Annotated in this window: 24 protein-coding genes and 1 pseudogene; 12 read left to right on the top strand and 13 right to left on the bottom strand. The window is 67.8% G+C overall.

Annotation, left to right across the window (positions count from 1 at the left end; genetic code table 11):
- Nucleotides 1-76: 76 nt before the first annotated feature.
- From M3M55_RS03555 to M3M55_RS03530, 6 genes and pseudogenes are all read left to right on the top strand, one after another.
- Nucleotides 77-436 (top strand): cupin domain-containing protein, encoded by a 360-nt coding sequence (locus M3M55_RS03555; RefSeq protein ID WP_249011449.1) that lies wholly within the window; start codon nucleotides 77-79, stop codon nucleotides 434-436.
- A 96-nt stretch (nucleotides 437-532) separates the two neighbouring features.
- Nucleotides 533-895, top strand: a pseudogene (locus M3M55_RS17525) (YciI family protein); the annotation flags it as partial.
- Between the two features lie 203 nt (nucleotides 896-1,098).
- Nucleotides 1,099-1,317 carry a hypothetical protein gene (locus M3M55_RS03545; protein WP_249011447.1) on the top strand — a complete coding sequence of 73 codons (219 nt, stop codon included), beginning with the start codon at nucleotides 1,099-1,101 and terminating at the stop codon, nucleotides 1,315-1,317.
- A gap of 21 nt (nucleotides 1,318-1,338) precedes the next feature.
- Nucleotides 1,339-1,902 (top strand): isochorismatase family protein, encoded by a 564-nt coding sequence (locus tag M3M55_RS03540; protein ID WP_249011446.1) that lies wholly within the window; start codon nucleotides 1,339-1,341, stop codon nucleotides 1,900-1,902.
- Nucleotides 1,903-2,202: 300 nt separating this feature from the next.
- On the top strand, nucleotides 2,203-3,570 hold the full coding sequence (locus M3M55_RS03535) for a hypothetical protein (protein ID WP_249011445.1): 1,368 nt from the start codon (nucleotides 2,203-2,205) through the stop codon (nucleotides 3,568-3,570).
- Between the two features lie 206 nt (nucleotides 3,571-3,776).
- Entirely contained in the window at nucleotides 3,777-4,745 is a 969-nt protein-coding gene (locus M3M55_RS03530) for an aldo/keto reductase (RefSeq protein ID WP_249011444.1), read from the top strand.
- Between the two features lie 12 nt (nucleotides 4,746-4,757).
- Here the strand turns inward: M3M55_RS03530 and M3M55_RS03525 are convergent, their stop codons facing one another.
- The 3 genes from M3M55_RS03525 to M3M55_RS03515 form a co-directional block, all read right to left on the bottom strand.
- The gene (locus M3M55_RS03525; RefSeq protein WP_249011443.1) at nucleotides 4,758-5,051 is read right to left on the bottom strand and encodes a hypothetical protein; all 294 of its coding nucleotides are present in this window, start codon (nucleotides 5,049-5,051) and stop codon (nucleotides 4,758-4,760) included.
- Nucleotides 5,052-5,147: 96 nt separating this feature from the next.
- Nucleotides 5,148-6,332 (bottom strand): MFS transporter, encoded by a 1,185-nt coding sequence (locus M3M55_RS03520; RefSeq protein WP_249011442.1) that lies wholly within the window; start codon nucleotides 6,330-6,332, stop codon nucleotides 5,148-5,150.
- A complete protein-coding gene (locus M3M55_RS03515) occupies nucleotides 6,329-7,114 on the bottom strand; it encodes an acyl-ACP thioesterase domain-containing protein (protein WP_249011441.1) in 786 nt (261 codons plus the stop codon). Before M3M55_RS03515 ends, M3M55_RS03520 begins: the two co-directional genes overlap by 4 nt.
- Before the next feature lie 131 nt (nucleotides 7,115-7,245).
- Here M3M55_RS03515 and M3M55_RS03510 point away from each other — a divergent pair, with 131 nt between their 5' ends.
- The 5 genes from M3M55_RS03510 to M3M55_RS03490 all read left to right on the top strand — a co-directional run bounded on the left by M3M55_RS03510 (nucleotide 7,246) and on the right by M3M55_RS03490 (nucleotide 13,367).
- On the top strand, nucleotides 7,246-8,028 hold the full coding sequence (locus M3M55_RS03510) for an SDR family NAD(P)-dependent oxidoreductase (protein ID WP_249011440.1): 783 nt from the start codon (nucleotides 7,246-7,248) through the stop codon (nucleotides 8,026-8,028).
- 576 nt (nucleotides 8,029-8,604) lie between these two features.
- Nucleotides 8,605-10,332 (top strand): methylmalonyl-CoA mutase family protein, encoded by a 1,728-nt coding sequence (locus M3M55_RS03505; protein WP_249011439.1) that lies wholly within the window; start codon nucleotides 8,605-8,607, stop codon nucleotides 10,330-10,332.
- A 10-nt stretch (nucleotides 10,333-10,342) separates the two neighbouring features.
- Nucleotides 10,343-10,768, top strand: a complete 426-nt coding sequence (locus M3M55_RS03500; protein ID WP_249011438.1) for a cobalamin B12-binding domain-containing protein — start codon at nucleotides 10,343-10,345, stop codon at nucleotides 10,766-10,768.
- Complete coding sequence (locus tag M3M55_RS03495; RefSeq protein WP_249011437.1) at nucleotides 10,765-12,402, top strand: SDR family oxidoreductase; 1,638 nt, start codon at nucleotides 10,765-10,767, stop codon at nucleotides 12,400-12,402. Before M3M55_RS03500 ends, M3M55_RS03495 begins: the two co-directional genes overlap by 4 nt.
- Nucleotides 12,402-13,367 (top strand): zinc-binding dehydrogenase, encoded by a 966-nt coding sequence (locus tag M3M55_RS03490; RefSeq protein WP_371878724.1) that lies wholly within the window; start codon nucleotides 12,402-12,404, stop codon nucleotides 13,365-13,367. The genes M3M55_RS03495 and M3M55_RS03490 overlap by 1 nt, the downstream gene beginning before the upstream one ends.
- Nucleotides 13,368-13,425: 58 nt before the next feature.
- On the opposite strand, the gene M3M55_RS03485 is transcribed toward M3M55_RS03490, so the two are convergent.
- From M3M55_RS03485 to M3M55_RS03440, 10 genes are all read right to left on the bottom strand, one after another.
- Nucleotides 13,426-14,457 carry a phosphotransferase family protein gene (locus tag M3M55_RS03485; RefSeq protein ID WP_256469036.1) on the bottom strand — a complete coding sequence of 344 codons (1,032 nt, stop codon included), beginning with the start codon at nucleotides 14,455-14,457 and terminating at the stop codon, nucleotides 13,426-13,428.
- On the bottom strand, nucleotides 14,454-14,861 hold the full coding sequence (locus M3M55_RS03480; RefSeq protein WP_249011434.1) for a Zn-ribbon domain-containing OB-fold protein: 408 nt from the start codon (nucleotides 14,859-14,861) through the stop codon (nucleotides 14,454-14,456). Before M3M55_RS03480 ends, M3M55_RS03485 begins: the two co-directional genes overlap by 4 nt.
- A complete protein-coding gene (locus tag M3M55_RS03475) occupies nucleotides 14,858-16,051 on the bottom strand; it encodes a hypothetical protein (protein WP_249011433.1) in 1,194 nt (397 codons plus the stop codon). Before M3M55_RS03475 ends, M3M55_RS03480 begins: the two co-directional genes overlap by 4 nt.
- Nucleotides 16,048-17,349, bottom strand: coding sequence for a CaiB/BaiF CoA-transferase family protein (locus tag M3M55_RS03470; protein WP_249011432.1), 1,302 nt, complete (start codon nucleotides 17,347-17,349; stop codon nucleotides 16,048-16,050). Before M3M55_RS03470 ends, M3M55_RS03475 begins: the two co-directional genes overlap by 4 nt.
- A complete protein-coding gene (locus M3M55_RS03465) occupies nucleotides 17,288-18,106 on the bottom strand; it encodes an enoyl-CoA hydratase/isomerase family protein (RefSeq protein WP_249011431.1) in 819 nt (272 codons plus the stop codon). The genes M3M55_RS03470 and M3M55_RS03465 overlap by 62 nt, the downstream gene beginning before the upstream one ends.
- Complete coding sequence (locus M3M55_RS03460; protein ID WP_249011430.1) at nucleotides 18,103-19,767, bottom strand: AMP-binding protein; 1,665 nt, start codon at nucleotides 19,765-19,767, stop codon at nucleotides 18,103-18,105. The genes M3M55_RS03465 and M3M55_RS03460 overlap by 4 nt, the downstream gene beginning before the upstream one ends.
- Nucleotides 19,768-19,885: 118 nt before the next feature.
- Complete coding sequence (locus tag M3M55_RS03455; RefSeq protein ID WP_249011429.1) at nucleotides 19,886-21,811, bottom strand: GAF domain-containing sensor histidine kinase; 1,926 nt, start codon at nucleotides 21,809-21,811, stop codon at nucleotides 19,886-19,888.
- A gap of 47 nt (nucleotides 21,812-21,858) precedes the next feature.
- A complete protein-coding gene (locus tag M3M55_RS03450) occupies nucleotides 21,859-22,578 on the bottom strand; it encodes a response regulator transcription factor (RefSeq protein WP_249011428.1) in 720 nt (239 codons plus the stop codon).
- A 104-nt stretch (nucleotides 22,579-22,682) separates the two neighbouring features.
- Nucleotides 22,683-23,510: an enoyl-CoA hydratase-related protein gene (locus M3M55_RS03445; RefSeq protein WP_249011427.1), complete on the bottom strand. Its 828-nt coding sequence runs from the start codon at nucleotides 23,508-23,510 to the stop codon at nucleotides 22,683-22,685.
- 7 nt (nucleotides 23,511-23,517) lie between these two features.
- Nucleotides 23,518-24,741, bottom strand: a complete 1,224-nt coding sequence (locus tag M3M55_RS03440; protein ID WP_249011426.1) for a CaiB/BaiF CoA-transferase family protein — start codon at nucleotides 24,739-24,741, stop codon at nucleotides 23,518-23,520.
- Between the two features lie 133 nt (nucleotides 24,742-24,874).
- Between M3M55_RS03440 and M3M55_RS03435 the strand changes: the two genes are divergently transcribed.
- Nucleotides 24,875-25,468, top strand: a complete 594-nt coding sequence (locus M3M55_RS03435) for a TetR/AcrR family transcriptional regulator (RefSeq protein WP_249011425.1) — start codon at nucleotides 24,875-24,877, stop codon at nucleotides 25,466-25,468.
- Nucleotides 25,469-25,550 lie beyond the last annotated feature (82 nt).

Here is a 25,550-nt window from a genome sequence, read left to right as displayed (position 1 = left end):
ATACTCGGTCGCGCCGTGCCGGGGCGCCTCACTCGCGTCGCCGCGTCGGCGCACCGGTCAGCGGAGGAGGAGTGACGTGGAGAACAAGATCAACCTCGCGGAGACGTTCGCCCTCCTCGACGGCCCCTACCGGCCCGGGGTGATCGGGCACTACAACGGCGACAAGCTGCAGGTCGTCAAGGTCAGCGGACCGTTCGTCTGGCACCGCCACGCCGAGACCGACGACTTCTTCCTCGTCATCCGTGGCCATCTCACCATCCACCTGCGGGATCGCGACATCGAACTCGACGCCGGTGAGCTGTTCGTCGTTCCCCGTGGGGTGGAGCACTGTCCCGACGCGACCGAGGAGACGTGGGTGCTGCTGATCGAACCGGACGGCACGCCGAACACCGGTGACGCCGGTGGCCCGCTGACGGCAGAGCCTCGAGACCTGTGATCTCAGGAGGCGGCTGTCCGATCTGACCGCTGCCATTCGTGGAGATGTGACGGGCGATCGCCGGGATCGCCTGACCGAACCTGAGGAGTGTCTGTGATGGCCCAATATCTGTCGTCGGTGCACGGTGTCGAGTCCGACTTTGACCCGGCCGCCGGCCGGTACGGTGCCTACGGGTCCGCTGAGGAGGCCCACGCGGCCATGGCCGCCACCGGCGCCTTCAACGAGAAGCTCGCCCGTGCGGGGCATCTCGTCTTCGCCGGCGGTCTCCGTTGCGCCCACACCGCCACCGTCGTCGCCGCCACCGGGGACACGCCGATCTTCACCGACGGGCCGTACCTCGAATCCAAGGAGTACCTCGGCGGGTTCTGGGTGATCGAGGCGCCCGACCTCGACGTCGCGCTCGCGCTCGCCGCGGAGGGCTCGGCGGCCTGCCGGGGTCGCGTGGAGGTGCGACCGTTCCAGAGCATGGACGAGCCCGCGATCCCGATCCCGACCGCGTCGGCTTTGCCGGCGAGCTGCAGCGCGAGCACGGGATCGCCGTCCACGTCCACGGGGGGGACAACCAGCGCACCGAGCAGGGCACGCTCAAGGCGAGCGAGGGGTCGCCGTTGGCGATGCTCGGCATGGTCCGCCACCGCCATGCCCGCCGGGCGCTTGGGCACATGATCGCCCACGGCGGTGCCAAACCGCCGCCCGTCGCCGGTGTCGTCGCCTTCGACGACGGCGACACACTCGACGTCCCCGTACGGCTCGAGGTCGTCCACCCGCCGTCCCTGTCACAGATCGAGCCGCTCACCCCACAGATCCTCTACTTCGGCCACGGAGCCCCGTCGACCGCGTCCGCGCGAGACCTGGTCGCCGAGGCCCGCACCCGCCCCTGACCCCGCCACGGAAGGAAGCTCATGCCCCTCACCACCCTGGACCCCACCCCCGCGCTCGTGCTCATCGACTTACAGAAGGGGATCACCGCCGTCCCGCTCGTCCACCCGACCGAGGCGATCGTCGCCCGCGCCGCCGATCTCGCGCGCGCCTTCCGCCGGCGCGGCTGGCCGGTCGTGCTCGTCAACGTCGCCGGGGCGGCCCCCGGCCGCACCGACCGCGGCGCCGTCAACTTCAGCCGCCCACCCGGCTGGACCGACCTCGTCGACGAGCTCGAGGCCCAGCCCAGCGACATCCTCATCACCAAGCACCGCCGCAGCGCCTTTGCCGGCACGGACCTCGACGCCCGCCTCCGACACGCCCGCGTCACCCAGGTCGTGCTCGCCGGCCTGTCGACGAGCGCCGGCGTCGAGTCGACCGCCCGCGCCGGCTACGACCTCGGCTACCACGTCGTCCTCGCCATCGACGCGATGAGCGACCGGGACCTCGAGAACCACCGGCACAGCGTCGAACGCATCTTCCCCGGCCTCGGGGAGACGGCGCACACCGATCAGATCCTCACGACGATTGACGCACGCGCAGAGTAGGCGGCGGAGCGAACGCCGCGGATCGCCCGAGCCGCGGAAGTTTCCGGGCCCGCGCTGTCCAACCCCCCGAGCGTGCTTGCATCCCCATGCCATCGGCTATTGGTCGGGCTTTGGTCGCCCCCGCGCGGCAGATGCGCGGGAAAACTGCCCCCACGAGCCGGTTCGTAGTAGGTTGAGGACGATTGAATCGATGACTGAGAATCGCAGGCAGAGACCCGTCGCCGGTTGCGGCTGTGGGCGGCATGGAGGGGTCGAATGCGGGATCTGATTGGGGTCCGGTCAGCCCGGCGAGCGCTCCGTATGGCTCTGTCGGCCGGGCTGGCGGTGATTGTCGTCGGCGGCGCTGGAGCGAGCCCCGCCTCAGCCTCTCCGCTGGCGTGGCAGAGCCCGTTGCCGATCGGCCACGGGAGCCCGCTCACGGGCATGTCCTGCCCGACGGCGTCGCTGTGCGTCGCTGTCGATGAGGCGGGCGAGGCCATCACCAGCACAGACCCGCGGGGCGGCAGCGGAGCCTGGAACACGGTTCAGATCACCTCGCCCCTGGGCGGCACCAATCTCGCGGGTATCTCCTGCCCGACGCCAACGCTGTGCGTGGCGATCGATCCCAACACCGGCCAGGCGTTCAGCTCGGCCGATCCGACCGGTGGAGCCGGCGCGTGGAGCGCGACCACAATCGAACCCATCGAGCCCGGAGGCACACCGGCGGCCAACCTGCAGTCCGTCTCATGTCCAAGCCCATCGCTGTGCACGGCGGTGGACGACGCCGGCAACGTGTTCACCAGCACCGATCCGGCCGCCGGCGGGATCTGGCAGCTGGCGTCTGTGAACGAGGGCAACCAGCTCGACGGTATCTCCTGCCCCACCACCGAACTGTGTGTGGCGGTGGGAGTCGGGGTGGCGACGTCCACCGATCCGACCGGCGGACCGAGCGCCTGGAGGTCCAGCTCGGCTCTCAGCGCCCAGAGCGTCTCCTGCGCGGACTCACATCTCTGCGTCGCCGTGGACGGCAACGGCAACGCCTATGCCACCACAGACCCCACCGGCGGCCCGCAGGCCTGGCACGAACAGGTCGCGATCGACCGCAGCTACCCGTTCTCACCCCTCACCGGCATCACCTGCCCGGCTGAGAACCTGTGTGTTGGTGTCAACGCCAGCGGCGACGCCGTCTCCAGCCGGGATCCGACCGTCGGCCCCTGGGTCGCCCAGATGATCGATCCAAACTCTGGACTCGCCGCCGTGTCCTGCCCTGACCCGAACCTGTGCCTCGCCGCCGACGGGGCTGGGGACGTCGTCGTCGGCACCGCCCGCGTTCCGGAGGCGAAGGTGTCGCTTCCCGACCTAACCGTTCCCGTCCGCCAAGGTCGGGCAGCGTTGCGGATCGCCTGTACCGGGAACAGCGCCTGCCGCGGGACGATCACGCTCACCCTGCGTGTTCGGCAGGAGGTCCGCCGCCGCAACCACCCGGTGGCAGTGACCAGGACGGTCGTGCTGGCGAGCGCACCCTTCTCCGTGGCGGCGGGACACGCCCGCACGCTCACGGTGCGCCTGAAGCCGGCGAGCCTGCGTCGGCTCTCGCGATCACGCGACCGTCGCCTGCGCGTCGTCGCCCGCGCCCGGTTGCCGGGGGGAGTGATCGTTCAGCGGATGGAAACGTTGACTCTCCGCTGAGGGGCGCGGGGAACCGCCCGAGTGAGTGTGCCAACCACGGTCTGCGGCCACTGCGAGCATCCGCAGCGTTGCGTGGACCTCGTCGGGGACATTCCGGATCGGCAAGGTCTTCCCCTCGCGTACGGCCGCTCACTGGGTGTCTGACACCCAGCCGGCATGTGTCGGCTGGGATCTCGCCGGCCGCCTGACCGGGCAAGATGGTCGGTATGAATGAACTGCCGAGCCGTCCGTTGGGGTCCAGCGGGCTCACCACCACGATCGTCGGGTTGGGTGCCAACAACTTCGGGGGTCGCCTCGACCTCGAGGCGACCCGGGCGGTGATCGACGCCGCACTGGAGGCCGGAATCACCTTCATCGACACCGCCGACGTGTACGGCCGTCACTTCGGCGGGGCAAGCCGGCCGGGCCCGGGCCGCTCGGAGGAGTTCCTCGGCGAGGTCCTCGCCGGCCGACGCGATCAGGTTGTGCTGGCGACCAAGTTCGGTGGGGACATGCAGGACGGCGACCCGGGCCCGCGCGGGAGTGCCGCCTACATCCGCCGGGCCGTCGAGGCGTCGCTGCGACGCCTGCGCACCGACGTGATCGACCTGTACTGGTATCACCGGCCTGACGGGGTGACTCCGATCCGGGAGACGCTCGAGGCCCTCGACGAGCTCGTCCGGACCGGGACGGTGCGGGCGATCGGCGCCTCGAACGTCACCGCCGCCCAACTGCGGGAGGCGGCCACCGTCGCCGCGCAGCACGGGCTGACTCCCTTCTGCGCCCTCCAGAACGAGTACAGCCTGCTGCGCCGCGGCGCCGAGGAGGACGGGACCCTCGCCGCGTGCGCCGAGCTGGGGGTCAGCTTCATCCCGTACTTCCCGCTCGCCTCGGGCCTGCTCACCGGCAAGTACCGCCGGAGCGGCGCCCAGCCCGCCGCCGGTCGCCTGAGCGGCGGGGGCGACCTGGCCACCGCGGCCGAGTGGGATGTGATCGAGGCGCTCGAGCGTTACGCGGCTGACCGCGGCCTCTCCGTCGTCCAGGTGGCGATCGGGGCGTTGGCGCTTCACCCGGCCGTCGGGTCGGTGATCGCCGGAGCGACGAGCTCCGATCAGGTGCGCGCCAACGCCGCCGCGGCCACATGGGTGCCGACGGCGACCGACCGGGCCGAGTTGCGCGCTCTCCTTGCGTCCTGACCGACGGTCGCCTCAGGCGGCGACAGGCTCTCGCACCGGTTCGGGGCCACAGGCGCGGATGTCCTCGGCGAGGCGATCGGCGGTGACCTGCTCCCAGCGGCCGGACTCACAGAGCCGGTCACAGAGCAGGCGCGAGTCGATCAGCGCCTCCTGGGCGGCCAGGTCCCCGGCGAGCTCTCCGCAGAAGAGGAGGCTGTCCGCGGCGACGCGGATCTGTTCCTGCTCGGCGTGCTGGAGCTTGCTCGGCCCGAGTTCCTGGAGGGTCTCCAGCACTCGGCGGTATGCGTATGAACGTTCGGGGCTCATCAGGGCCTCCCTGTGTCGCGAGAACTTCTGTACCTATCTTGACGTATCGGCATCCTGGCCGGGTTGGCCAATGGGCCAAAGTTCGCGGTGACGTTCCTATACGGGCTGAGGGGCCGGCACGGTCGGCGCGGGGCCGGCGACCCGACGGGCGGGGACGACGCCGAAGAGGGCGACGAGGGCGAGGATGAGGAAGGCGATCCAGGCGGTGCCCGTGACGAGGCTGACGATGACGGCGACAACGAGCCCGCCCGCGTTGCCGGCGAGCAGGAGGATGCCCGTGGCGACCCCGCCGGCGGCCCCGAGGTCCCGTTCGATCAGCTCGAGCATCACCGGGAGCGCGGCGAGCAGGATCAGGCCGAGCGCCGGCACGAGGATGAAGTCGGCGAGCACGGAGGCGTGGGCGAGCGCCAGCAGGACGCAGCAGAGGCTCACCCAGCTGACGGCGAAGATGAGGTAGCGGCGGGCGGCGTCCCGGCGGGCGACCGGCGGCGGGAACGCGCCACAGCCGATGATGCCGGCGGCGAGCATGCCGGCGAGCATCAGGCCGGCGCTCGTGGAGGAGATGTGGTTGTGATGGAGGATCGGCTGTAGGTAGGTGGAGAGGGCGACGAACACGCCGACGCCGACGAAGGCGAGCCGGGCGAGGGTCTTGGACAGCGGGACCGCCCAGACTGCTCGTAGCTCGGCGACGCCGATCGCCGCCGGAGGACCGTCCTCCGCGGGCGCGTGACGCGCGAGGACACCGGCGAGGATGAGGAAGGCGATGACGCCGATCGCCGCCTGGACGGGCAGCAGCAGGCCGAGGTGGTGGCGTCCCTCCAGCAGCGGCCCCATCGCGAGCGCGACGATCGAGCCGATGAACTGGCCGGCCGATCCGGTGGCGATCCCAGCCGGCCGCTGGCGGGCGGGCAGATATCCGGTGGCGGTCTTGGTGAGCGCGTTGAGAACGAGCGGCTGGGCGACGGCGACGAGCAGCTGCCCGGCGAGCGCCCACGCGTAGTCCTGGTGGACGAGCCGGAGCAGCCCGCCGAGGGCGGTGAGTCCCGCCCCGGTGAGCAGGCTGCCGCGGAACCAGCGGTCGAGGGCGAGCCCGGCGGGCAGCGCCAGGAGGACGTAGAGGAGCGGGAAGACGTTGGCGAGCCAGCCGACGGCCGCCTGGGAGGTGTGGAAGTCACGGGCGACGTCCGTGTCGATCGGCGCGAAGGTGAGCCACAGCATCTGGGTGACCGCGACGACAAGCGCGTAGGCGATCACGACCGCCCACCCCGAGCGGCGCCTCACGCCGGGGCCCCGATCCCGGCTCGGGTGAGGGTGATCGTCGCGAGCAGTCCATCGTGGGGGTCGACGATCATCCGCAACCGCTCACCGGCGCCGAGGTAGCGGACCGGACCCGGCTGGGCGCCGTCCCGGAACTCGAGCTCCGCGTCCAGGCCGTCGGCGGCGCCGGTGCCGCCGAACTCGGCGGCACCGAGGAGCTCCTCCTCCACCGGCTCCCAGTAGGCGGCGTTGTTGACATGGTCGGCCATGTCGGTATCGACCCGGCGGAACCGCCAGTCGAACAGATGGCCGCACGCCTCCGGGGCGGGGTGGCGGTGGCGGAGGCGGTGTGAGACCCGCCGCTGGCGGGAGGCGGGGGTCGTGTAGGTGGCAAGCTCCTCCACGGTGACGTTCGAGGGCCGGCGACTAACCGGGTCCAAGTGGACCCACAGGGAGACCGTGTCGACGTCATGGCGGTCGGGGTCCTCGGCGGGTCCGATCACCGTCCGCCGCTCCGCGACGAGCTTCCCGACCCCGCTGCAGAAGGTCTGCACGAGCCGCGGCTCGTTGATGATCGGGAAGCGCCGCACCCGGATCCGGGTGCGCCGCAGGATCCAGAAGGCCCGGTCAGCGAGCATGGCGTCGGCAACATCGGCGTAGGCGATGTCCTGACACCAGCGGGCGATCGCGTCGAGGCGCATGCGGCCGTCGGGGGCACAGTCGGCAAGCCCCGGCCGCATCATCTGGGCGAACACGCGGCCTCCCGGGGTCGGGGGAGTGAAGTCCTCTTGCGCACTCGAGTTCACGACAGCGCGGAATCTAAAGGGTCGAGGTGATCGAGCACCGACAGAGGCGCCGCCTCGCGGTATCCGCGAACGGCCGGCCGTGGACGGGATGGGGGTTTCGGCTGGTTGGGGGTTCCGGCTATAAGAGATGGATGACGACGATCGTGGATGAACGCCTCCGGGGCGTGCGCGCCCTCGTGACCGGCGCGTCGAGCGGGATCGGGCGTGCGATGGCGCGGGCCCTGGCGGATGCGGGTGCGCGCGTGGCCGTGTCGAGCCGGAGCGAGGACCGAGCCCGCGCGGCGGCTGACGAGGTGGGGGCCAACGCGCTGGCTGTCGCCTTCGACGTGCGGGACGCCAGGGCGGTCGCGGCGGGCGTCGATGCGGTGTATGGGGCGTTCGGGGGCCTCGATCTGCTGGTCAACAACGCCGGGATCGGGATGCGGACGGTGAATCCACAGTTCATGACCGACCCGCAGCCGTTCTGGACGGTCACCGACACCGGCTTTCGCGACGTGCTCGACACGAAGGTGAGCGGAACGTTCCTGGTCAGCCGCACCGTCGTGCCGCGGATGCTCACGGCCGGTGGTGGTCGGGTCGTGACCGTCTCCATGAACGAGTCGACGATGACCCGCCGTGGCTTTGTCCCCTACGGCCCGTCCGGGGCGGCCGTCGAGGCGTTCGCCCGGGTGATGGCCGCCGACCTGGCGGGGACCCCGGTGAGAGCCAACCTCCTCCTTCCCGGGGGTGCGACGGCGACCGGCATGGTGCCCGACGACCTCAGCGAGGATCTGCGTGCCCGGCTGCTGGACCCGTCGGTGATGGGAGAACCGATCGTCTGGCTGGCGTCTCCCGCCGCCGCGGGGGTGCATGACGAGCGGATCGTCGCCCGGGACTTCACCGGCTGGCTGCGCGCCCGCGGACCGGGGGCATGAGCGCCGACGGCATCGCCCACCCACGCGCGACCTGGCAGCGTCGTTGCTTCGCGTGACCTGCGCGGTTGTGGTCAGTCGCGGTCTTCTCCACGGCCGGTCACCGCCGCTGCTCACTCGTGCCGAGACTCCCTCAGACGCGCTCAACGCACAGCCGAAGCTGAGAGATCGCCATTTGCGTCGGTGACCATTCCGACGACCTGGCGACGACGGCTCGAACCGCCGACATGCTCGGGGTAAAGGATCGACCCTGAAGTCGCGCGTTGGTTGCCGTGCTGAATGTGCCGAGCCCACGGTCGATTCCTGCAGATCACACAACGACGCTGCCATTCCAGTTTTGAACTGTCCATGAACTGCCCACGAACGGAGCCGCACCGTAACTGAGCTGCTCCCTTGCGAGACCATTCCCCATATTCCGCCATACCTTTTCGCGTCATCCCCGAGCTGGGGGCGGCGTGCATGCAGGGATCGAAGCGTGAAGCGGGCCAAGACCTCCTGTCAACGGGCGATCAGTGCATCGGGCAACTAGCTGAATCGCCAGTGTCGAGCGAGCAGCCCGATGCCTACCGTTAGCGCACGATGCTCACAGGCACCAACGACGCCCCGAGGATCAAGCGCTGGCTGTCCGACACGGCCGCCGCAGTTGTGGACTCCGCGGCCGAGCGCTGGCTCGATGCCCGCCACAAGCGCTATGGCGAAGCCACCTTCGAATCAACCAACCGATCAGGCGTTGTGGTCCAACCCGCCTACGGTCCCCAGGACCTAGCCGCCAAGCCTGTTGAGGAGCTGGTCATGCCGGGCCAGTTCCCCTACGACCGCAACCTCTACCCAGTCCACTACCAGTACCAGCCGTGGATGGATCTGCAGATCATCGGCTACGGCGTGGCGAGCCAACTGCGCGAACGCATGGACCTACTCAAGGAGGAGGGCGGCGCCCGCGGCTACTTCGGTGGCGAGGCCTACAACATCATCTTTGACATGCCCACCTCGATGGGCATCGATCCGGACTTCCCGGGCGTACAGGGCGCCATCGGCGACACCGGCGTGTCCATCTCGAAGATGTCGGACTTCGAGACGCTGTTCGATGGCAAGGACCTCACGGCCACACACGTGTCGATGGTCTGCAACGCCGGCTCGCCCGGCATCCTCGCGCTGTATCTGGCGGCTGCCCGCAACCGGGGATTCGATCTCACCAAGCTGGGCGGCAACATCACCAACTATATCTGGGACTTCTTCGGTCATTGCGGCGGCATCAACTTCTCACCGCGCGGCAGTTACCGTCTGTGTGCCGACATCGCCGTCTACTGCGCTGGCGTCGCGCCGCGCTTCAACACGTTGACCGTTAGCGAGCACAACATCTGTGAGGCCGGCGCCAATCACGTCCAGGCGGTCGCCTTCTCGATTGCGACGATCATCGCGCTGAATGAGGAGTGCCGCTCCCTTGGGATCGATCTCGACACCGTCGTTCCCCGGTACGGCTTCCACGTACGCTACGGCGAGGACTTCTTCGAGGACATCGCCAAGACGCGAGCGTTGCGGCGGATGTATGCGAAGGTGAACCGCGACCGTTTCGCCTGTGTGAAAGTGGGCTCGCTCCAGGCGCGCATCCACGCCCAAACCGCTGGCTCACTGTTGACCGTGCAGCAGCCGCTGAACAACCTCATGCGTAACGCCTACGGCGCGATGTCCGCCGTACTGAGCGGCGTCAACGGCATGACGATCAACGCCTATGACGAGGCGTTGGGGATCCCCACCGAGGAGGCGGTGACCCTCTCTCTCAGAACGAGCCAGATCCTCGCCGAGGAGACTGGCGTCACCAAGGTCACCGACCCCCTCGGTGGGTCCTTTTACCTCGAGAGACTGACCGATGAGGTGGAACGGGCAGCGATGGCGGTGATTGATGAGATCGATGAGCGCGGCGGCCTGATCGAGTGCATCGAGTCCGGCTGGATGACCGAGCAGGTTGCCCGCTCGGCCTACCGTTGGCGCCAAGAGGTTGAGTCAGGCGCCCGGCCGATGGTCGGCGTCAACACCCACGTCGTGGATGAGGAGCCAAAAGTCCGTGTCTTCCAGCCGGACCCCGAGGCCGCTCGTCTGGCGCTCGAGGATCTGGCCCGCCACCGAACCGAGCGCGACAACGCGGCGACGAGCGCGGCGCTGGAGAAGCTGCGCAGGGCCGGCCACGCGATCCAGGAGGGCCGCGAAATCGGGTCGGTCACCGCTGCGCTGGTCGACGCCGCCCAGATCGGCGCGACGCTCGGAGAGATGCAGACCGTTTTGCACGAAGTCTTCGGCCGCAACAAGTAGGCCAGAGCGCATGTCCACCGATTTTGTCCCCCGCGTCCTGCTCACCAAGAGCTTCATCGACAGCCACGACCGCGCGATCAAGACGATCGCACTGGCGCTGCGCGATGCCGGCTTTGAGGTGATCCTGATCGATTACGAGATGCCAAGCGACGTGGCGCACGTGGCCGTCGATGAGGATGTCGACGTGATCGGCGTCAGCTTCATGTCCGGCGGCCAGGTGTCGGTCACAGAGGCGATCGTTGGCTCCCTGGCTCAAGCCAACCGCGGCGACATCCCGGTCGTGGTCGGCGGGACGATCCGTCCCTTCGATGTTGAGGGCCTGAACTCCGCAGGCGTGCGTGCGATCTTCCGCGGTGGCGAGAGCTTTGAGCGTGTGATTGAGACCTTCCGTGCCCTCGCGCTCAGCACCCGCGCCGAGCGCAATGCCGCCGCATGAGCACAGCCGTGGTGGGCAGTTCGGAGAGTCTGGCCGCATCGCTGGCCGCGATCGCGGCTGGTGATCGCACCGTCCTGGCCCAGGCGATCTCCCGCGCAGAGAACTCGCCCGCGTTGGCCGGATTGATCGATTCCCAGCTTGCCGCCGCCGGTCAACGAGCGCTACGGATCGGCTTGACCGGCCCGCCCGGGGCTGGCAAGTCAACGCTGTTGGGCGCGGTTGTGCCTGAGTTCGTCCGCCGCAACCACACGGTCGGAGTCCTGCTGATCGACCCCTCCAGCGCACGTACGGGCGGTGCCATCCTGGCTGACCGCGTGCGGATGAAACATCGTCCCCACCCCCGCCTCTACGTCCGCTCGATCGGCTCGCGCCTCGGCCACGGCGGGCTGGCCGAGGTGACCGCGACGGCGATCCGGCTGCTGGAGCACTGGGGTGCCGACGTTGTGCTGATTGAGACCGTCGGTGCCGGGCAGAGCGACATTGACGTCTGTGGCCTGGCGGATGTGACGATGGTCAGCGCGCCGCCCGGCCTCGGCGATGAGATGCAGGTGATGAAGGCCGGCCTGATGGAGGTAGCCGACATCTTCGTCGTGACCAAATCCGACCGCCCGGGCGCTCAGGCACTTGCCGCCGGCCTCGCCGATGCAGGCCCTGGTGGTCGCACAGGGACCGACCGCCCCGTGCTGCTGACCAGCGCGACCAGCGGGGACGGGATCGCTGGGCTGGTTGACCTACTCGAACGCCAGGAGCCAACTCCTGTGGGGGGAACGCCAACGGAGACCGCGCCGCTCTCATCGGCTGACCAGTTGGGCCAGCCGAAGTCGGCGCCGGTGGCGCCCCCCCGCCCGGTGCCGGCGGTCCGCCCGTCGGCCCAAGCGCTCACGCCATTCGACCTGACCGGACGGGTGGCGATCGTGACCGGTGCAACCAGCGGCCTGGGGCGCCGCTTTGCCGAGGTGCTGCACGCGGCGGGCGCCAGCGTCGTGCTGACCGGCCGCCGTGCCGACCGCCTGAATGAGCTGACGGCTACGCTCGAGCGGTCGATCGCCGTAGCGGGCGACATCACGAGGGCTGGGGACCGCGAGTCGGTGATCGCCGCCACGCTGAAGCGTTTGGGCCGCATCGACGTGTTGATCAACAACGCCGGCGTATCTGGCGATCCAGTCCCGGCCGAACATCTTCCGGCTGAGCGCTGGACGACGACGATCGACGTGAACCTCTCATCGGTCTTCTCCATGGCCCAACTGGTGGCCACGCCGATGCTGGCTCAGGCCCATGGCAGCATCGTCAACATCACGTCGGTCTTCGGTCTGGTCGCCAACGCGCCGGTGATGGATGCCGCCTACGCAGCCTCGAAGGCCGGGCTGGTGAACCTGACGCGTGAGCTGGCGGTCGAGTGGGCCAAGCGCGGTGTCCGTGTGAATGCCATTGCGCCCGGCTGGTTCCCCTCCGAGATGACCGCCGACATGGTCGATGACGACTCCTCTCAGCGTTACATCCGGCGCTCTTGTCCGATGGAGCGGATGGGTCGCGAGGACGAGCTTGACGGGGTCCTGCTCTTCCTCGCCTCCGATGCCTCCAGCTACTGCACGGGCCAGACGATCGCCGTTGACGGCGGCTGGACGGCACGTTGATGCGCGCCGCCTACCTGGAGCGCTTTGACGCGGAGGACCCGGCCGCCGCGGTCACCGTTGGCGAGCGGCCAACACCCGATCCACCGGCGGGCTGGACCGTCGTCACCGTACGGGGAGCGTCGATCAACCACCACGATGTCTGGTCGGCGCGGGGCCTGTGCATTCGCGAGGAGGCGCTGCCGATGATCCTCGGCACCGACGCCGCAGGCGACGACGCGGACGGCAACGCGGTGATCATCCACGGCGTGATCAACGCCGAGAACTGGCTCGGGCCGCAGGAGCTTGATCCACAGCTGTCGTTGCTGTCAGAGCGCCACCAGGGTGCTCTGGCTGAACAGGTCGTCGTGCCGCGCGCGAACCTGGTGCCCAAGCCACAGGAGCTGAGCTTCGCCGAGGCGTCCTGCCTCCCGACCGCCTGGCTGACGGCCTACCGGATGCTGTTTGTTCAGGCGGCACTGAAGCCCGGCGAGACGGTGCTGATCCAGGGCGCGGCCGGAGGCCTGGCCAGCGCCGCGATCATGCTCGCCAACGCCGCTGGGCTGATCGTCTGGGTGACCGGCCGCTCTGAGGAGAAGCGTGAGTACGCCCGCTCGCTTGGCGCTGACGCGGCCTTTGAGCCGGGCGCGCGGCTGCCGGCACGCGTCGACGCCGTGCTGGACTCGGTCGGGGCCAAAACTGCCGAACACTCGCTGTACTCAGTGCGCAAGGGTGGGACGGTGGTGGTCGCGGGCGGCACGAGCGGCCTGGCGGCCACCTATGACCTGGGCCGGCTGTTCTCCAACAACGTGCGGATCCAGGGCTCGACCATGGGAACGAGGGACGAGCTCATAAAGCTGCTCGCTTTGATGGTCAAGACCGGCATCCGTCCACCGATCAGTGACACGCTGTCCTTGGACGATGTCCCCGTGGGCATCGCTCGCATGAGCTCCGGTGATGTGCGCGGCAAGCTCGTCGTCAGCCTGTAGGGCCCGCTAGCTCAGAAAGAGCGGTGAAGTGGTTCGGCGGCGGCCGATGCCTGCGCTGTCAGGCGGCACCGCGCGCGACCTCGGTCGCGCGGTGGACGAGGCGAGGGACGATCTCACCAAGGTCACCGGCGGTCTCTGCACCATTCGTCGGGTCGGTGAGCCACCGGCGATAGACCCCCTCGATGATGATCGCGATCTTCCAGAACGCGAGCGCGGTGTAATACTCAAGGCCGCTGGCGTCGCGACCCGAGCGTTGGATGTAGCGCTCGATCAGCTCACCGGGCGTCGGGAACCCGACGAGCGACGTGACGGGACTCGGAAACAGACCGGCGGGCATGGAGGCCTCCTCCCAGTAGGCGAGTGCGAGGCCAAGGTCCGCCAAGGGCGGCCCGGTCGTGCACAGCTCCCAGTCGAGCACAGCGGCGACCGAACCGTCGTCGACGACCAGCAGGTTGTCGAGGCGGTAGTCGCCGTGGACGAGCACGTGCTCATCCGTCGACGGCGCCGCCTCGGCGAGCAGCACCGCAAGCTCGTCCACCTCGGGCAGGTCGCGGGTCCGCGATGCCTCCCACTGTCCGTGCCAGCGACGCACCTGACGCGCGATATAGGGTGTCCGCCGTCTCAGCTGTTCGAGACCGGCGAGGTCCAGGTCGACGTGCTGGAGGTCGACCAACGTGTCGATCATCTCCAGGCCCGCTCGCCGCCGTATCTCCGGAGCGAGGAGCTCCGCGGCGTCACGGTCGAGTAGGACATGGCCCGTTACATGCTCCATCAGGTAGAAGGGCGCTCCAGTCACGGCGACATCGCGGCACAGGGCGATCGGCCTGGGGACCTTCTGATCGGCGCGGTGGAGGCCCGCGGTGATCTCGAACTCGCGGGCCATGTCGTGCGCCGTTTCGAGCACGGCCCCGATCGGTGGGCGACGCAGGACGGTGAAGCCCCCGGTGGCGTCCTCCACCCTGAAGGTGAGGTTCGACTGGCCGCCACCGATACGGGTAAACCTCAGGGGCAGAATCAGGCCGGCCTCGGCTGCAAGCCACCGCGTCACCGCGAAGCGGTCAATTCCGGTGCTTGGGTTCCGCACACTCATGGGTGCTCGACGAAGGTCAGGAACGGGAAGCCGTAGGAGTCCTGCGTGAGCTGCCCCACCATACGGAGACCTGGGCTCAGGACAGCGATGTCCTGTGTCCCATCGGCCCCGATCAGCCGCACGCCCTCATCGAGCTCGACCACGAGCGTCGCGTACGGGAGGCCTTCGGCCCACCCGCGGTCGTACGGGAAGTGGGTGACGGTCCAGGAGAAGAGCGTTCCACGTCCCTCCGAGGGGGTCCAGCGATAGTGCGACGAAAAGCAGACCGGACAGAAGTATCGTGGCGGATGCCGGAAGTGTCCGCAGTCGCTGCACTGCTGAATGTGCAGCGTGCCTGAGGCGGCGTGCTCGTAGAACTCGAGGTTCAGCCCCTCGGGCTGAGGGGCACGTGGCTGGATGCTCATCTGGACTCACTCTCCCGCGCAAGGATCGCGATGCTGCCGTCGCCGAGGTCGCCGTAACCGGTGACGACGCCCAGTCCTGCGTCCTTTACTTGCGCGGCTCCGGCCTCATGGCGCAGTTGCCGCACGGCTTCGATGACGTGGTTGAGTCCCCAGGCGTGCCCCTGGGACAGCAAGCCGCCGTGCGTGTTGAGCGGATACCGTCCGCCGAGCTCGATCGAGCCTCCGGCGACAAACTCTGCGGCGCCACCCGGATCGGCCAATCCGAGTGCCTCGAGCTCGAGCAGCACCACGTAGGTGAAACAGTCGTAGATCTGCAGGAAGTCCGCGTCCTGGATCCGCGCGCCGGCCATCGCGAGCGCCCGGGGAGCGGCGTCGTGCAAGCCGAGGCGTAACGGGTCAGACCGATTGATGACGTCATCAGCGGGGAACGGGTGGCCTTCGGCACCGGCCAGGTAGACGACCGGTGCTGCGCGCAGACTCCGCGCTCGCTCCAGCGAGGTCATCACAACAGCCGCGGCACAGTCGGTCTCCAGGCAGCAGTCGAGCTTGCGGAGCGGCTCGGCCACCCAGGGCGACGCGGCGTACTCCTCAAGCGTCAGCTCCCGGCCGCGCATCAGTGCACGCGGGTTGAGCTGTGCGTGCCGGCGACAGGCCAGAGCGACGGCCGCGGCCGCGTCTCCGGAAACGCCGTAGCGCTGCACGTAGTGCATGAGGTAGAGCGCGTACATCTGTGCGGGAGCCCGCAGGCCGTAGGGTACGTAGAAGTCGGGTGTGACCCCAGCGTAGGCGCCCGGGTCCCTCCGCTTGCGCGGCGGCGTCGTCCCCTCACGGCGTCGGAACGCCGAATAGCCGTTCCAGCCAACTGTGATGAGGACGTTCCTGACCAGTCCGGCCGAGATCGCGAGCGCGGCGCTCTGCAACGAGGCAACGGGGCTCGCGCCCCCCATGTGGGAGGTCACCGAGAAGCGAAGCTCGGAGCAGCCTAGGTGGGCGGCAATCTCCTCGGCGGAGGTGAACCCAGGTGGGGGAATGATCCCGTCGATATCGGCAGGCGAGAGTCCGGCGTCCACGATCGCCGTCGTCGAAGCCTCGAGCATCAGCCGGAGCGGGGAGGCATCGCTGCCACGGACGTAATCCGTCTCCCCGATGCCCACGAGCGCCGTGCTACCCGGCCAGGCGAGCGGCGTCATGGCCAAGCAGCTCGCGCGTTGTCTGGGGTTCCGCCGACGGTCCGGGCAAGCTTGAGCTGCTCGATCTCAACCTGCTCGAGACCGATTTCCCGCAGGACCGCATCGGTGTCGGCCCCGACCTCCGGAGCGGGTCCGCTCGGCCCCACCGGGGTGAGACTGAAGTCGACTGGGGTGGCGACCGCGCATCCCGTCACGCTGCGCTCGGGTGACGCACCGACAAAGGCCCCGGACGCCTGTACCTGAGGATCGCTCAGCAGATCCTCGACCGTGTTGACCGGAGACCACCAAACACCATGCTCAGCAAACCGCCGAGCCCACTCCTCCCGCGGCTGCTGCGCAAACAGCGCGTCGAGCAGCGCGATGAGCTCTCCGGCGTTGCGGCGCCGGTCTCGCGGGGAGCCGAAGCGTTCCTCACCCAGTGCCACGGCCCCGTCGCCAATCGCTGCAACAAGGTTCGGCCAGTGGCGTTCAGACTCCGCGCCCATCAGCCAGAACCACTTGCCGTCTCCGGCCGCGTAGGAGTTGAGCAGTGGGTTGGCGGCGTGCGTCCGCGACGGGGAGGGCGCCAGCCGATCAAGACCAAGCCGCGTCGCCACGTCCATGCTGATGCAATAGATCCCGGTGCGCAGCAGCGATGTCGACACAAGCTGCCCTTGGCCGGTGCGCTCGCGGTGCACCAGCCCGCCCATGATCGCGGCCGTGGCGCTGATAGCCGTAACGATGTCGCCAAAGCCACCGGCGAGTGTGGCAGGCGGCTCCCCTTCGGGCGCACAGCGGCCCGCAACTCCGCTCCGTGCGGAGAAGGCTGCGACGTCGAATCCAGGCGCCCCGCTGTCGGGTCCCTCGAGGCCGTAGCCGGTCAGGATCGCGTAGACCAGGTGGGGATGGCGCTCCAGCATGCCCTGGTGGTCCAGCCCGACGCGCTCAAGGAACGCCGGCCGCATGTTGGACACGAAGACGTCTGCGCTCGCGATGATCCGCTCAGCCAGATCGCGTCCGTGCTCGCTGTTGATGTCAAGCGCGACGCTGCGCTTGCCTCGATTGTGCTGGTCGAACGCGGGAGTCCGGGATTCCTTCGAGCCCGACAGGCGTCCGTACAGGTTGCGCATCGGATCCCCTGACAGCGGCTCGATCTTGATCACGTCGGCGCCCCAATCGCTGAGGATGCCACCGGCCGCCGGCCCAGCGAGCCAGAGGCCCATCTCCACCACGCGAATGCCCTTTAGCAACGTCATCTCATCGTCCATGGAAAACGGGAGCTCGCTTTTCCATGAAGGCCCGCGGGCCTTCCTTCGCATCGTCGGTCCGAGCGTTCTCGCGCGTGCATTGGCTCTCGATCTCAAACGCCTCATCGAGCGGTCGACCGTTGGAGCGTACGATCGCCTCTTTGGTTTTGGCCAACGCGACCGGCGCTCCGAGACTGATCTTGTTCGCGAGTTCCTCAGCCACCGCAATCACCTGTTCGGAGGGGACGACGCGATTGACGAGACCGATCCGGAGCGCGTGTTCGGCGCTGATCGGTTCGCCGGTCAGCGCCAACTCCATCGCATTGGCCCACGAGACTTGGCGGGCCAACCGGGCGAGTGATCCGCCGCCGGCGATCAACCCGCGGCGAACCTCGGTCAACGCAAAGCTCGACTCAGTCGAGGCGACACGCACGTCTGTACTCAGCAGAAATTCAGCGCCGCCACCGAAGGCTTGCCCGCGAACCGCCGCGACGATCGGTTTGTAGAACTCGGCACCGCGCAGCAGCGCCTGGTAGAGCAGGCGCCGGTTGGCGGCGACCTTCTCCTCCCACTCATTCTCGGGCTCCCGGGCCCGCATCATGATCGGGATGAGCGTGCCCAGGTCTCCACCGGTGGAGAACGCCTGATCGCCGGCCCCGGTCACGAGCACGACCCTGACGTCTGAGTCCTCGGCGACCCGTTCCCAGATGTCAACGAGGCGCACCACCATCTCGGGGGTCAGCGCGTTGCGCTTCTCGGGGCGGTTGAGCGTGACGTAGGCGATCCCGTCTCGCTGCTCATACAGGACCTGTGGTGCGTCGTGGCTCATCGCCGGTCACCCGCGTTCGCTGGTTGGGGTTGGCGCATCCACTCGAGCAGTCGACGGCGCACGGCCGGATAGTCGGCCTTGCCGCTGGGGCCGCGCTCAACCGATCCGACGAGCATCACGTGCCGTGGCGTCTTGTAACCCGCCAACCGATCTCGCGTGTGCGCGATCAGCATCGCGGCATCGATTGCGGCTCCGGGCACCGTCTGCACGGCTGCCACCACCACCTCACCGAACCGTTCATCCGGTACGCCGATCACAAGCGCGTCAACGACGTCGGGGTGGCCCCTGAGAACTGCCTCGACCTCTTCGGGATAGACCTTCTCACCGGCGGTATTGATGCTCGTCGATCCGCGCCCGAGCAGGGTGATCGTTCCGTCGAGCTCGACCGTCGCGTAGTCGCCCGGGATCGAGCAGCGCCGACCGCGGATCTCCGTGAACACCTCTGCGGTCTTGACCGGGTCCTTGTAGTAGCCCAGCGGCAGGTGCCCGCGCACGGCGAGCCGCCCTACCTGGCCGGACCCCGGCGCCAGTTCCCTGCCGTCGTCACCGATCACAAAGGCGTTCTCGCCAAGACGAAAGCGAGTCTGCCCGGCCGGGCGCTGGCGCGAGGTGATCGAGCGTCCCATGCCGCTGGCCTCGCTGCTGTTGAGCGTGTCGAGGAGCAGCGCGTCTGGGGCGTGTACCAACAGACGCTCCTTGTTCTGGGCCGACCACACCATTCCGGCCGAGGAGACCGCCGTGAGACTGGAGATGTCCCAGCGCTCGGGCTCCGCGTCAAGCGCGTTGACGATCGGCAGGCAGAACGCGTCGCCGACGATGCAGAGCGCGGTGACGCGCTCACGGTCGATCGTGTCGAGCAGCTCGCTGACGACGAAGCTGCGCGAGGTGAGCGTGACGAGCGTGCCACCACGGCTGAGGATCGTCCCCGCAAAGACAAACCCCGTGCCGTGCATCAGCGGCGCGGCGGGAAGCCCTACCGGGGGCGCGGGACGCTGCTCCAGCAGCCGCTGGCGAACGCGGTCAAGATCGGCCTCTGCCGGATCCCGTGCCGTATCGGACACTCTGTAGAGATCGTGCTGACGCCACATGACCCCCTTGGGCCGCCCGGTGGTGCCGCCGGTGTAAATGAGAATGAGGTCATCGCCGGAGCGCTGACGCCTCGGGTCCGTTGCGGCGCCGCCGGCCAGCGGGGCGGAGTCCGTATCTCTGCCGGAGGCGAGCTGCTCATAGTCGGCGGCCCAGCTCGGTCGCGGGTGGGAGCCGTCGTCAACGTGGATCCAGAGACGGATGTCCGGCAAGTGGTTTCGAGCCGCGGCAACGCTCTCGGTCAGTGCACCGCTGAAGACGACGGCTGCCGTATCAGCGTCGCTCCAGAGATAGACGAGCTCGTCCGGCCCATAGCGATAGTTCGTGTTGACCGGCACGAGGGCACACTTGAGGGCGGCGAAGGCGGTCTCGATGTACTCGGGTCCGTTGTAGAGCAGGAGGGACACCTTGTCCTGGGGACCGAGCCCCGCCCCCACGAGGCCCCGGCCCACGCGGTCGGCGCGAGCTGAGAGTTGTGCCCAGGTGCGCCGGGTCGTGCCGTGTATCAGTGCGAGTCGCTCCGGGACGGTCGCCGCCACGGTCTCCCAAACATCAGCAAAATTCCACAGCTCCACGGCAACGACCCTCAACCCTCACGGTGGTAAATGTCCTCACCGCACGCTAGTTGTCACCTCCGGGCGGCCCAACTGGCACAACCGTCAGTCCTCGAGCGATGGCGCGACGTGCGGTCGCTCAGAGCTCGAGCGGAACCGTTAGCTGTACCTGCGTTCCCCTGATACCCGGACCAGCCGTGATGTCGAGAACACCGCCGATCTCGAGCGCAGCCCGACGCATCGAGTTGACACCGTGGCGGCTCGTAAAGCCAGGCCCGTTCGTCCCTTTGCCGTCGTCACGGACACGCAAGCATAACGCGTCAGCGGCCTGATATAGAGTCAGGCCGATGCGGCACTGACCCGCATGCTTGACGGCATTGATGGTCGCCTCGTGTGCGATCCTCACGACACCGTCAGCAACCGAACGTGGTACCTCGGCGACGCTCTCCGGGTCCGGCAGGCTGAGAACGACAGCGACGTGAAACTGGTCATCGACGGCCGCGATCGTGTTCTCCAGGCGGCGGACCAGGTTCTCCTGAGGTCCCGGGTCGCACTCATCTATCACCGCGCGAATCGCAGCCTCGCCGATCGTCAAGAGACCGCGGATCTCCACGAGCCGCCCGCGCTCCTCGTCACATTCGGTAACGTCAGACTCAAGCAGGGAGTCGAGGCCGATCTGCGCCGCGAACATGATCTGGGCGACGTGGTCATGCAGCTCGTCGGCGATCCGCGCTCGCTCACGTGACCGGGTGAGCTCAAGAACCTGGCGCTGATAGCGGTCCGTCGCCCATGCAAGCGCAGCGATATCGGCCAGCCTGCCGAGTGATTCCTCTTCGTCACTTCCAAACGGCATTCCGTTGCGACGCAACAGGGATACGACGGCCACCAGGTCGTTGGAGAACAACACCGGCGCATGGGCTGCCGCCCAGCCGGGGTCACCGACATCATGCGGATACGCCCCCGCGGCGCGCATCGACATGTTCTGGGCGGCCTTGAGGAAGGCTTGCTCCAGCTCCGCATCGACGCTCGCCCCACGCCACAGAACCGGCGCGGCCGTTCGGCGGCTCAATACCGCGAGCGCCGACCCAGTCGTCGCCCCGAGCTCGCGAAGTGCCGGCCCCAGACAGTCCTCAACGCTCTTGCCCGAGGCAACATCAGTCGCCGCCTGAGCCAGGATTCGCTCCATCCGCTGACTCCGGCGGATCTTCTCGATCGACAGCGCAAACTGCACCGTGGTTGCGATCCGCGGGGCCAGCCGCTCGAGCGCAACAACATCCGCAACGGTGAACGGAGCTGGCTTGTTCGCGACCATCAGAACGCCCACCCGTCGGGCGCCGACCGTCAAGGGGACCGCGAGCACGCGGCGCAATCGGAAGACGTCGACATACTGCTGATGCAGACTCGGGTCAGACGATGCGTCGTTGGTCATGTACGGCTGATCGGTCGCGAAGACCCGCGAGGTCAGGCTGTGGGGGTTTGTCGGCGGACCCGAGATCGAGTCGCTCAACGCGCGGTCTGACGTTCCGAACGCACCAGGCAACGCGCGGAGAATCGAACGCTCACCATCCCACACCACAAGACAACCAGCCGTGACACCGAGCAGCTCCGAGGCGCCGCGGGCAACAGTGGGGGTCAACCGACCAATCGCGTCCGGCAGCGACGGCAGCGCGTCCAGTTCGCTGAGCCAGCCGCCGCCGGTACCGGCTCGCTCGGAATCGACGGCGCCGCAGCCCGGCTTGCACAGCACGAGAGCGATCTGACGGGCGAGAGCTTGAGTATGCTCACTGCGCATGTCTGGCCTGTGGGACCGATCGGGGGGGCCGGCCAGCACGTAAAGGGTTCCGACCGGCTCGCTGTCAGTGAATGTGAGCGGGACGACTTGGATCGAGGCTTCCCGCAACCCCCAGCGGTCAGAACTGTTCGCGAGGCGGGTGAACGCGTCCGGCTGCGCGAGGAGTTCCTCTCTCCGCGGTCCTTCACAGGCGACCAACACCAGTGGGCTTTCGCGCTCATCGACGACAATGACCGCCTCTGCGGCGAGTTGACGCGCACCGAAATCCGCCACGCCACGGAGCTCTGAGCTCAGCCGGCGCCTCACGCGTTCGGCGAGCATCAGCGGGCGGACTGGGCGGTGGCCTCTTCTTCGGGTGAGGAGATCACTCCCCTCCGGAGACATTGGACGATCATCTCCGTTTTGGAATCGGTCCCGAACTTCACCTTCAGCTTCTGAATGTGAAAGCGGACCGTCGATTCGGAGATCATCATCTTCAGCGCGATCTTGCGGTACGTCAGGCCCTGCGCGAGCAGTTCCAGTACCCGAGCCTGCTGTGGAGTGAGTGTCTCGCTGTCGGAACGTCGCTCCACAATCCCGGCCAGGTGCTTGACGATTCGGGGCGCGTTGGCGGACTCACCGTCTGGCTGCCCCGTCCAGAGCCGATCGAGGGTTGCGCGCAGCTCGGGCAGGCCCGCGGACTTCGTGACGTACGCCCATGCGCCCGCTTCCATGGCGCTGCGAACAGCAGCTTCGTTCAGGTATGCGCTCAGCGCGATGACCGTGACCCTCGGCAGCAGTACGCGCAGCTGGCGGCACGCGTCATCTCCCGGCATGTCCGGTAGATGCATGTCGAGGATCACGACATCGGGCAGCACCCGACGCGCCAGCGCTCTGGCATCGCCACCAGTGTGCGCAACCCCAACGACGATGAAGCGCTCGTCACGCTCAATCGCCGTTCGCAGCCCCTCGGTGACCACCTCGTGATCATCGACGATCATCACCTTCATCTGTTCTACCCCGCTGGAGATGCCAGACGGGAACAGCGTTGCAATCGTCATCTCTCCTCCTCAGCACTCCTCAACCGAGCTGGGTCAGAAGCGGCGGGTTCTCTCTCACGAAGCAGCATACATACCCTTACGCATGCATGCGAAGAAGCTGCCGGTCAGATCGCTGCCCCGAAGCGAGGGGGCCGCTTCTCAATCAACGCCCTCACCCCTTCCTCATAGTCCGGGCGGCCCATGAGACGACCGATCAGGGCTTTGCTGTCGTTAACCGACGCCGCCGGATCGTGCCGAAGCATGTCGTCATAGAGCTGCCGCTTGGTGACTGTAACCGCCTCCGGTGAGTTGGCCGCCAGACGACGCGCGTAGTCGTACACTCGGCCCTCGAACTCATCGGGCTCGAACACGCCATTGAAGAACCCCATTTCGCCGAGCTCCTCGGCCAGCAGGATCCGGCCGCTGAGCAGCACGTCGGCAGCGTGAGTGAGCCCGATCAGGCGCGGCAGGGCCCAGGAGAGTCCATACTCGGCCGGCATCGCCAGCTTTGCCGTGGCGGTCGTCACCTTGGCGCCCATCAGCCCGAACCGGATGTCAGAGAAGGCCGCCATCGCCATCGCCACACCAGCGCAGGCCCCGTTCACTGCGCAGATGAGCGGTAACCGTAGCCCTAGTTGCCAGACTACGTCGGCGTCGAATTCGGGGCGCACACCGCCTCCAGGTCGGTCAACGTCGTGGCTCAGACCCGGATCAAATCCGTCCCCGCCGACGTATGTCTCAAGTGCCTTGGCGTCCGCCCCGACACAGAATGTGGAGCCAGTGCCGGTCAAGACCGCAACTCGGACCGCGGGATCAGCATCAAGCTGAGCCATGATCCAGCGGTATTCAGTGTGCATCCGCGCAGTCCAGGAGTTCCGCCGCTCGGGGCGATGGAGCCAGACTGTTGCGATCCCGTCCGCATCGACTTCATATCGGGTGACTTTGAGTTCCATGTCGCAGTCAGATCACGCCGTGGGAGGCGAGCTCGGCGCATTCATTCACGCTCATTCCTAACCAGCGACCGAATACGTCAATGTTGTCCTGCCCGAGCGTGGGCGCTGACCGCCAGACATTGCCCGGATTGCGGATCAGCTTGGGTACGACCCCCTGCATGCGGATTGGTCCGAGAACCGCATCGTCAACCGTGACGATGTCCTCACGCTCAGCGTAGATCGGGTCATTGACGATGTCCGCCATGCTGAAGATCCGGTCTCCGGTGACGCTGTGGGCACGCATCGCGTCGAGGCACTCCTGCGCGGTGCGGGCAGACACCCATTGCCTCAGCGCGAGATCGATCTCGTCGGCCCCGGCCCTCTGGGCCTCCCAGGTTTGGTAGTCGGACTCGTCGAGACCGGCCATGCGGACGACGTTCAGCACCGATCGTAGAGTCGCCGACGTGATGGTGATCCATGTGTCATCAGCGGTGAGGTACGTGTTGACGACGGCCGCCGGAGCGTTTGCGAGGCGGTTGCCGGACCGCTCCGGCGTCCTGCCGAGTTGGTCGTAGTAGATGACCTGCCAGTCGGCGAGGCGGAAGAGCGACTCGAAGAGAGCGAGGTCGATGTGCTCGCCGTCGAACTCAGGGTCGGCGTCACGTTGATGGAGCGCCGACATGGCGGCGAAGGCGGCCATCAGCGCAGTCGTGGCGTCTCCTTGTGAGAATCCGGCGTGGACAGGCGGGTGCTCCGGGTAGCCCGTGATGTAGACGGTGCCGCTACGAGCCTCTCCGACCTTCCCGAATCCTGGATCGTCAGCCCGCGAAGTCGTCGATCCGAACCCTGAGATCTGAACGAAGATGAGCTTCGGATTGATGGCGTGCAGCGTCGCGAAATCGAGACGCCACTTCTGCACCGTGGAGGAGCGCATCGTTACGATCACGATGTCGGCCTGCGCCACAAGCCCGTGAGCGATCTCCTGAGCCTTCGGCTCGTGGAGGTTAAGCGTGACCGAGCGCTTGTTGCGGGCGGCAGCCTTCCACCACAGCGCCTCACCGTCCTTGGTCGGTCCAGTATTGCGGTGCGGGTCGCCGACACCCGGCGGCTCGACGTGAATGACCTCCGCGCCCAGATCCGCCATCAGCGTTCCCGCGAGAGGACCAGCGATGATCTGAGCGAATTCGACCACGCGCAGCCCACGCAGGGGTCCCGTCGGAGCCGGTTCGGCGTCGCGCGTCAAATCGGGCATGCACCTACGGTAGGCGGCCGCGTGGTCACCGCGCACTGGCGCTTACGCTAGTCGCAGCCAACGGCATACGTGCGAGTCTGTATGAAGGTATCCTCGGTCCGATGCGGCTCCAGACGAGTTCGAGTTGACGGCAATGAGCGCCCCGACCACTCGCGTCGCTGCTGGCAAGGAGACCCAGCGTCGACTCTTGGACGCAGCGATCTCACGCCTCGCCGAGCGCGGCCCGGATGCCAGCTTCGATGCGATCGCGGCGGATGTCGGCGTGACCCGCGGTGCGTTGTACCACCACTTCGGCTCCAAGGAGGGACTTGTCGAGGAGGTCTTCAAGGAGGCGGTCAGACGGCACGCCGAGCAGGTGATCACCGCCAGCGACTCCGGCTCCGGGAGAGAACGTCTGCATGGGCTGGTCGCCGAGTCTGCACGGCTCTACGGATCCGCGACGCCCTTCTACCGCCTGCTCCTGCGCCTGCACGTCGAGGCGGGCACCTCGCGCCCGCATCTGGCGCCGATCGCACGGCGTGTGCAAGCGAGCCAGCGCAAATACATGATCGATCTTGTCGCCACGGGTCAGGATGACGGCTCGATTCGTTCCGACGTGAAAGCGACTGCGCTCGGGCAGGCGATCAACGCCGCCCTGCAGGGTTTCCTGATCCAGCAGATCGAACCCGTTCACGCTCAGCGCAAAGCCGCAGAGGAGTTCGGGGAACTACTTGAGGTCATCCTGTAGCAGACTCGCTCCGCCGAGCGGTCGATGCCGCACACCGGCGAAAGCGACCAGAGTTGCTCTGATCGCCGCGTCGCAGCGTCGC

Source organism: Conexibacter sp. DBS9H8 (genome assembly GCF_023330685.1).
In the GTDB taxonomy this organism is placed as follows: Bacteria; Actinomycetota; Thermoleophilia; order Solirubrobacterales; family Solirubrobacteraceae; genus Palsa-465.
Note: the sequence above shows the minus strand (reverse complement) of the source record. Positions and strands in the feature narration are given on the sequence as shown.

Excerpts from the sequence above, each read along its gene's own strand:
- M3M55_RS03545 (WP_249011447.1), top strand. The coding sequence starts at position 1,099 with ATGATCGCCCACGGCGGTGCCAAACCGCCGCCCGTCGCCGGTGTCGTC.
- M3M55_RS03540 (WP_249011446.1), top strand. The coding sequence starts at position 1,339 with ATGCCCCTCACCACCCTGGACCCCACCCCCGCGCTCGTGCTCATCGAC.
- M3M55_RS03535 (WP_249011445.1), top strand. The coding sequence starts at position 2,203 with ATGGCTCTGTCGGCCGGGCTGGCGGTGATTGTCGTCGGCGGCGCTGGA.
- M3M55_RS03530 (WP_249011444.1), top strand. The coding sequence starts at position 3,777 with ATGAATGAACTGCCGAGCCGTCCGTTGGGGTCCAGCGGGCTCACCACC.
- M3M55_RS03525 (WP_249011443.1), bottom strand. The coding sequence starts at position 5,051 with ATGAGCCCCGAACGTTCATACGCATACCGCCGAGTGCTGGAGACCCTC.
- M3M55_RS03510 (WP_249011440.1), top strand. The coding sequence starts at position 7,246 with ATGACGACGATCGTGGATGAACGCCTCCGGGGCGTGCGCGCCCTCGTG.
- M3M55_RS03505 (WP_249011439.1), top strand. The coding sequence starts at position 8,605 with ATGCTCACAGGCACCAACGACGCCCCGAGGATCAAGCGCTGGCTGTCC.
- M3M55_RS03500 (WP_249011438.1), top strand. The coding sequence starts at position 10,343 with ATGTCCACCGATTTTGTCCCCCGCGTCCTGCTCACCAAGAGCTTCATC.
- M3M55_RS03495 (WP_249011437.1), top strand. The coding sequence starts at position 10,765 with ATGAGCACAGCCGTGGTGGGCAGTTCGGAGAGTCTGGCCGCATCGCTG.
- M3M55_RS03490 (WP_371878724.1), top strand. The coding sequence starts at position 12,402 with ATGCGCGCCGCCTACCTGGAGCGCTTTGACGCGGAGGACCCGGCCGCC.
- M3M55_RS03485 (WP_256469036.1), bottom strand. The coding sequence starts at position 14,457 with ATGAGTGTGCGGAACCCAAGCACCGGAATTGACCGCTTCGCGGTGACG.
- M3M55_RS03480 (WP_249011434.1), bottom strand. The coding sequence starts at position 14,861 with ATGAGCATCCAGCCACGTGCCCCTCAGCCCGAGGGGCTGAACCTCGAG.
- M3M55_RS03475 (WP_249011433.1), bottom strand. The coding sequence starts at position 16,051 with ATGACGCCGCTCGCCTGGCCGGGTAGCACGGCGCTCGTGGGCATCGGG.
- M3M55_RS03470 (WP_249011432.1), bottom strand. The coding sequence starts at position 17,349 with ATGCGAAGGAAGGCCCGCGGGCCTTCATGGAAAAGCGAGCTCCCGTTT.
- M3M55_RS03465 (WP_249011431.1), bottom strand. The coding sequence starts at position 18,106 with ATGAGCCACGACGCACCACAGGTCCTGTATGAGCAGCGAGACGGGATC.
- M3M55_RS03450 (WP_249011428.1), bottom strand. The coding sequence starts at position 22,578 with ATGACGATTGCAACGCTGTTCCCGTCTGGCATCTCCAGCGGGGTAGAA.
- M3M55_RS03445 (WP_249011427.1), bottom strand. The coding sequence starts at position 23,510 with ATGGAACTCAAAGTCACCCGATATGAAGTCGATGCGGACGGGATCGCA.
- M3M55_RS03440 (WP_249011426.1), bottom strand. The coding sequence starts at position 24,741 with ATGCCCGATTTGACGCGCGACGCCGAACCGGCTCCGACGGGACCCCTG.
- M3M55_RS03435 (WP_249011425.1), top strand. The coding sequence starts at position 24,875 with ATGAGCGCCCCGACCACTCGCGTCGCTGCTGGCAAGGAGACCCAGCGT.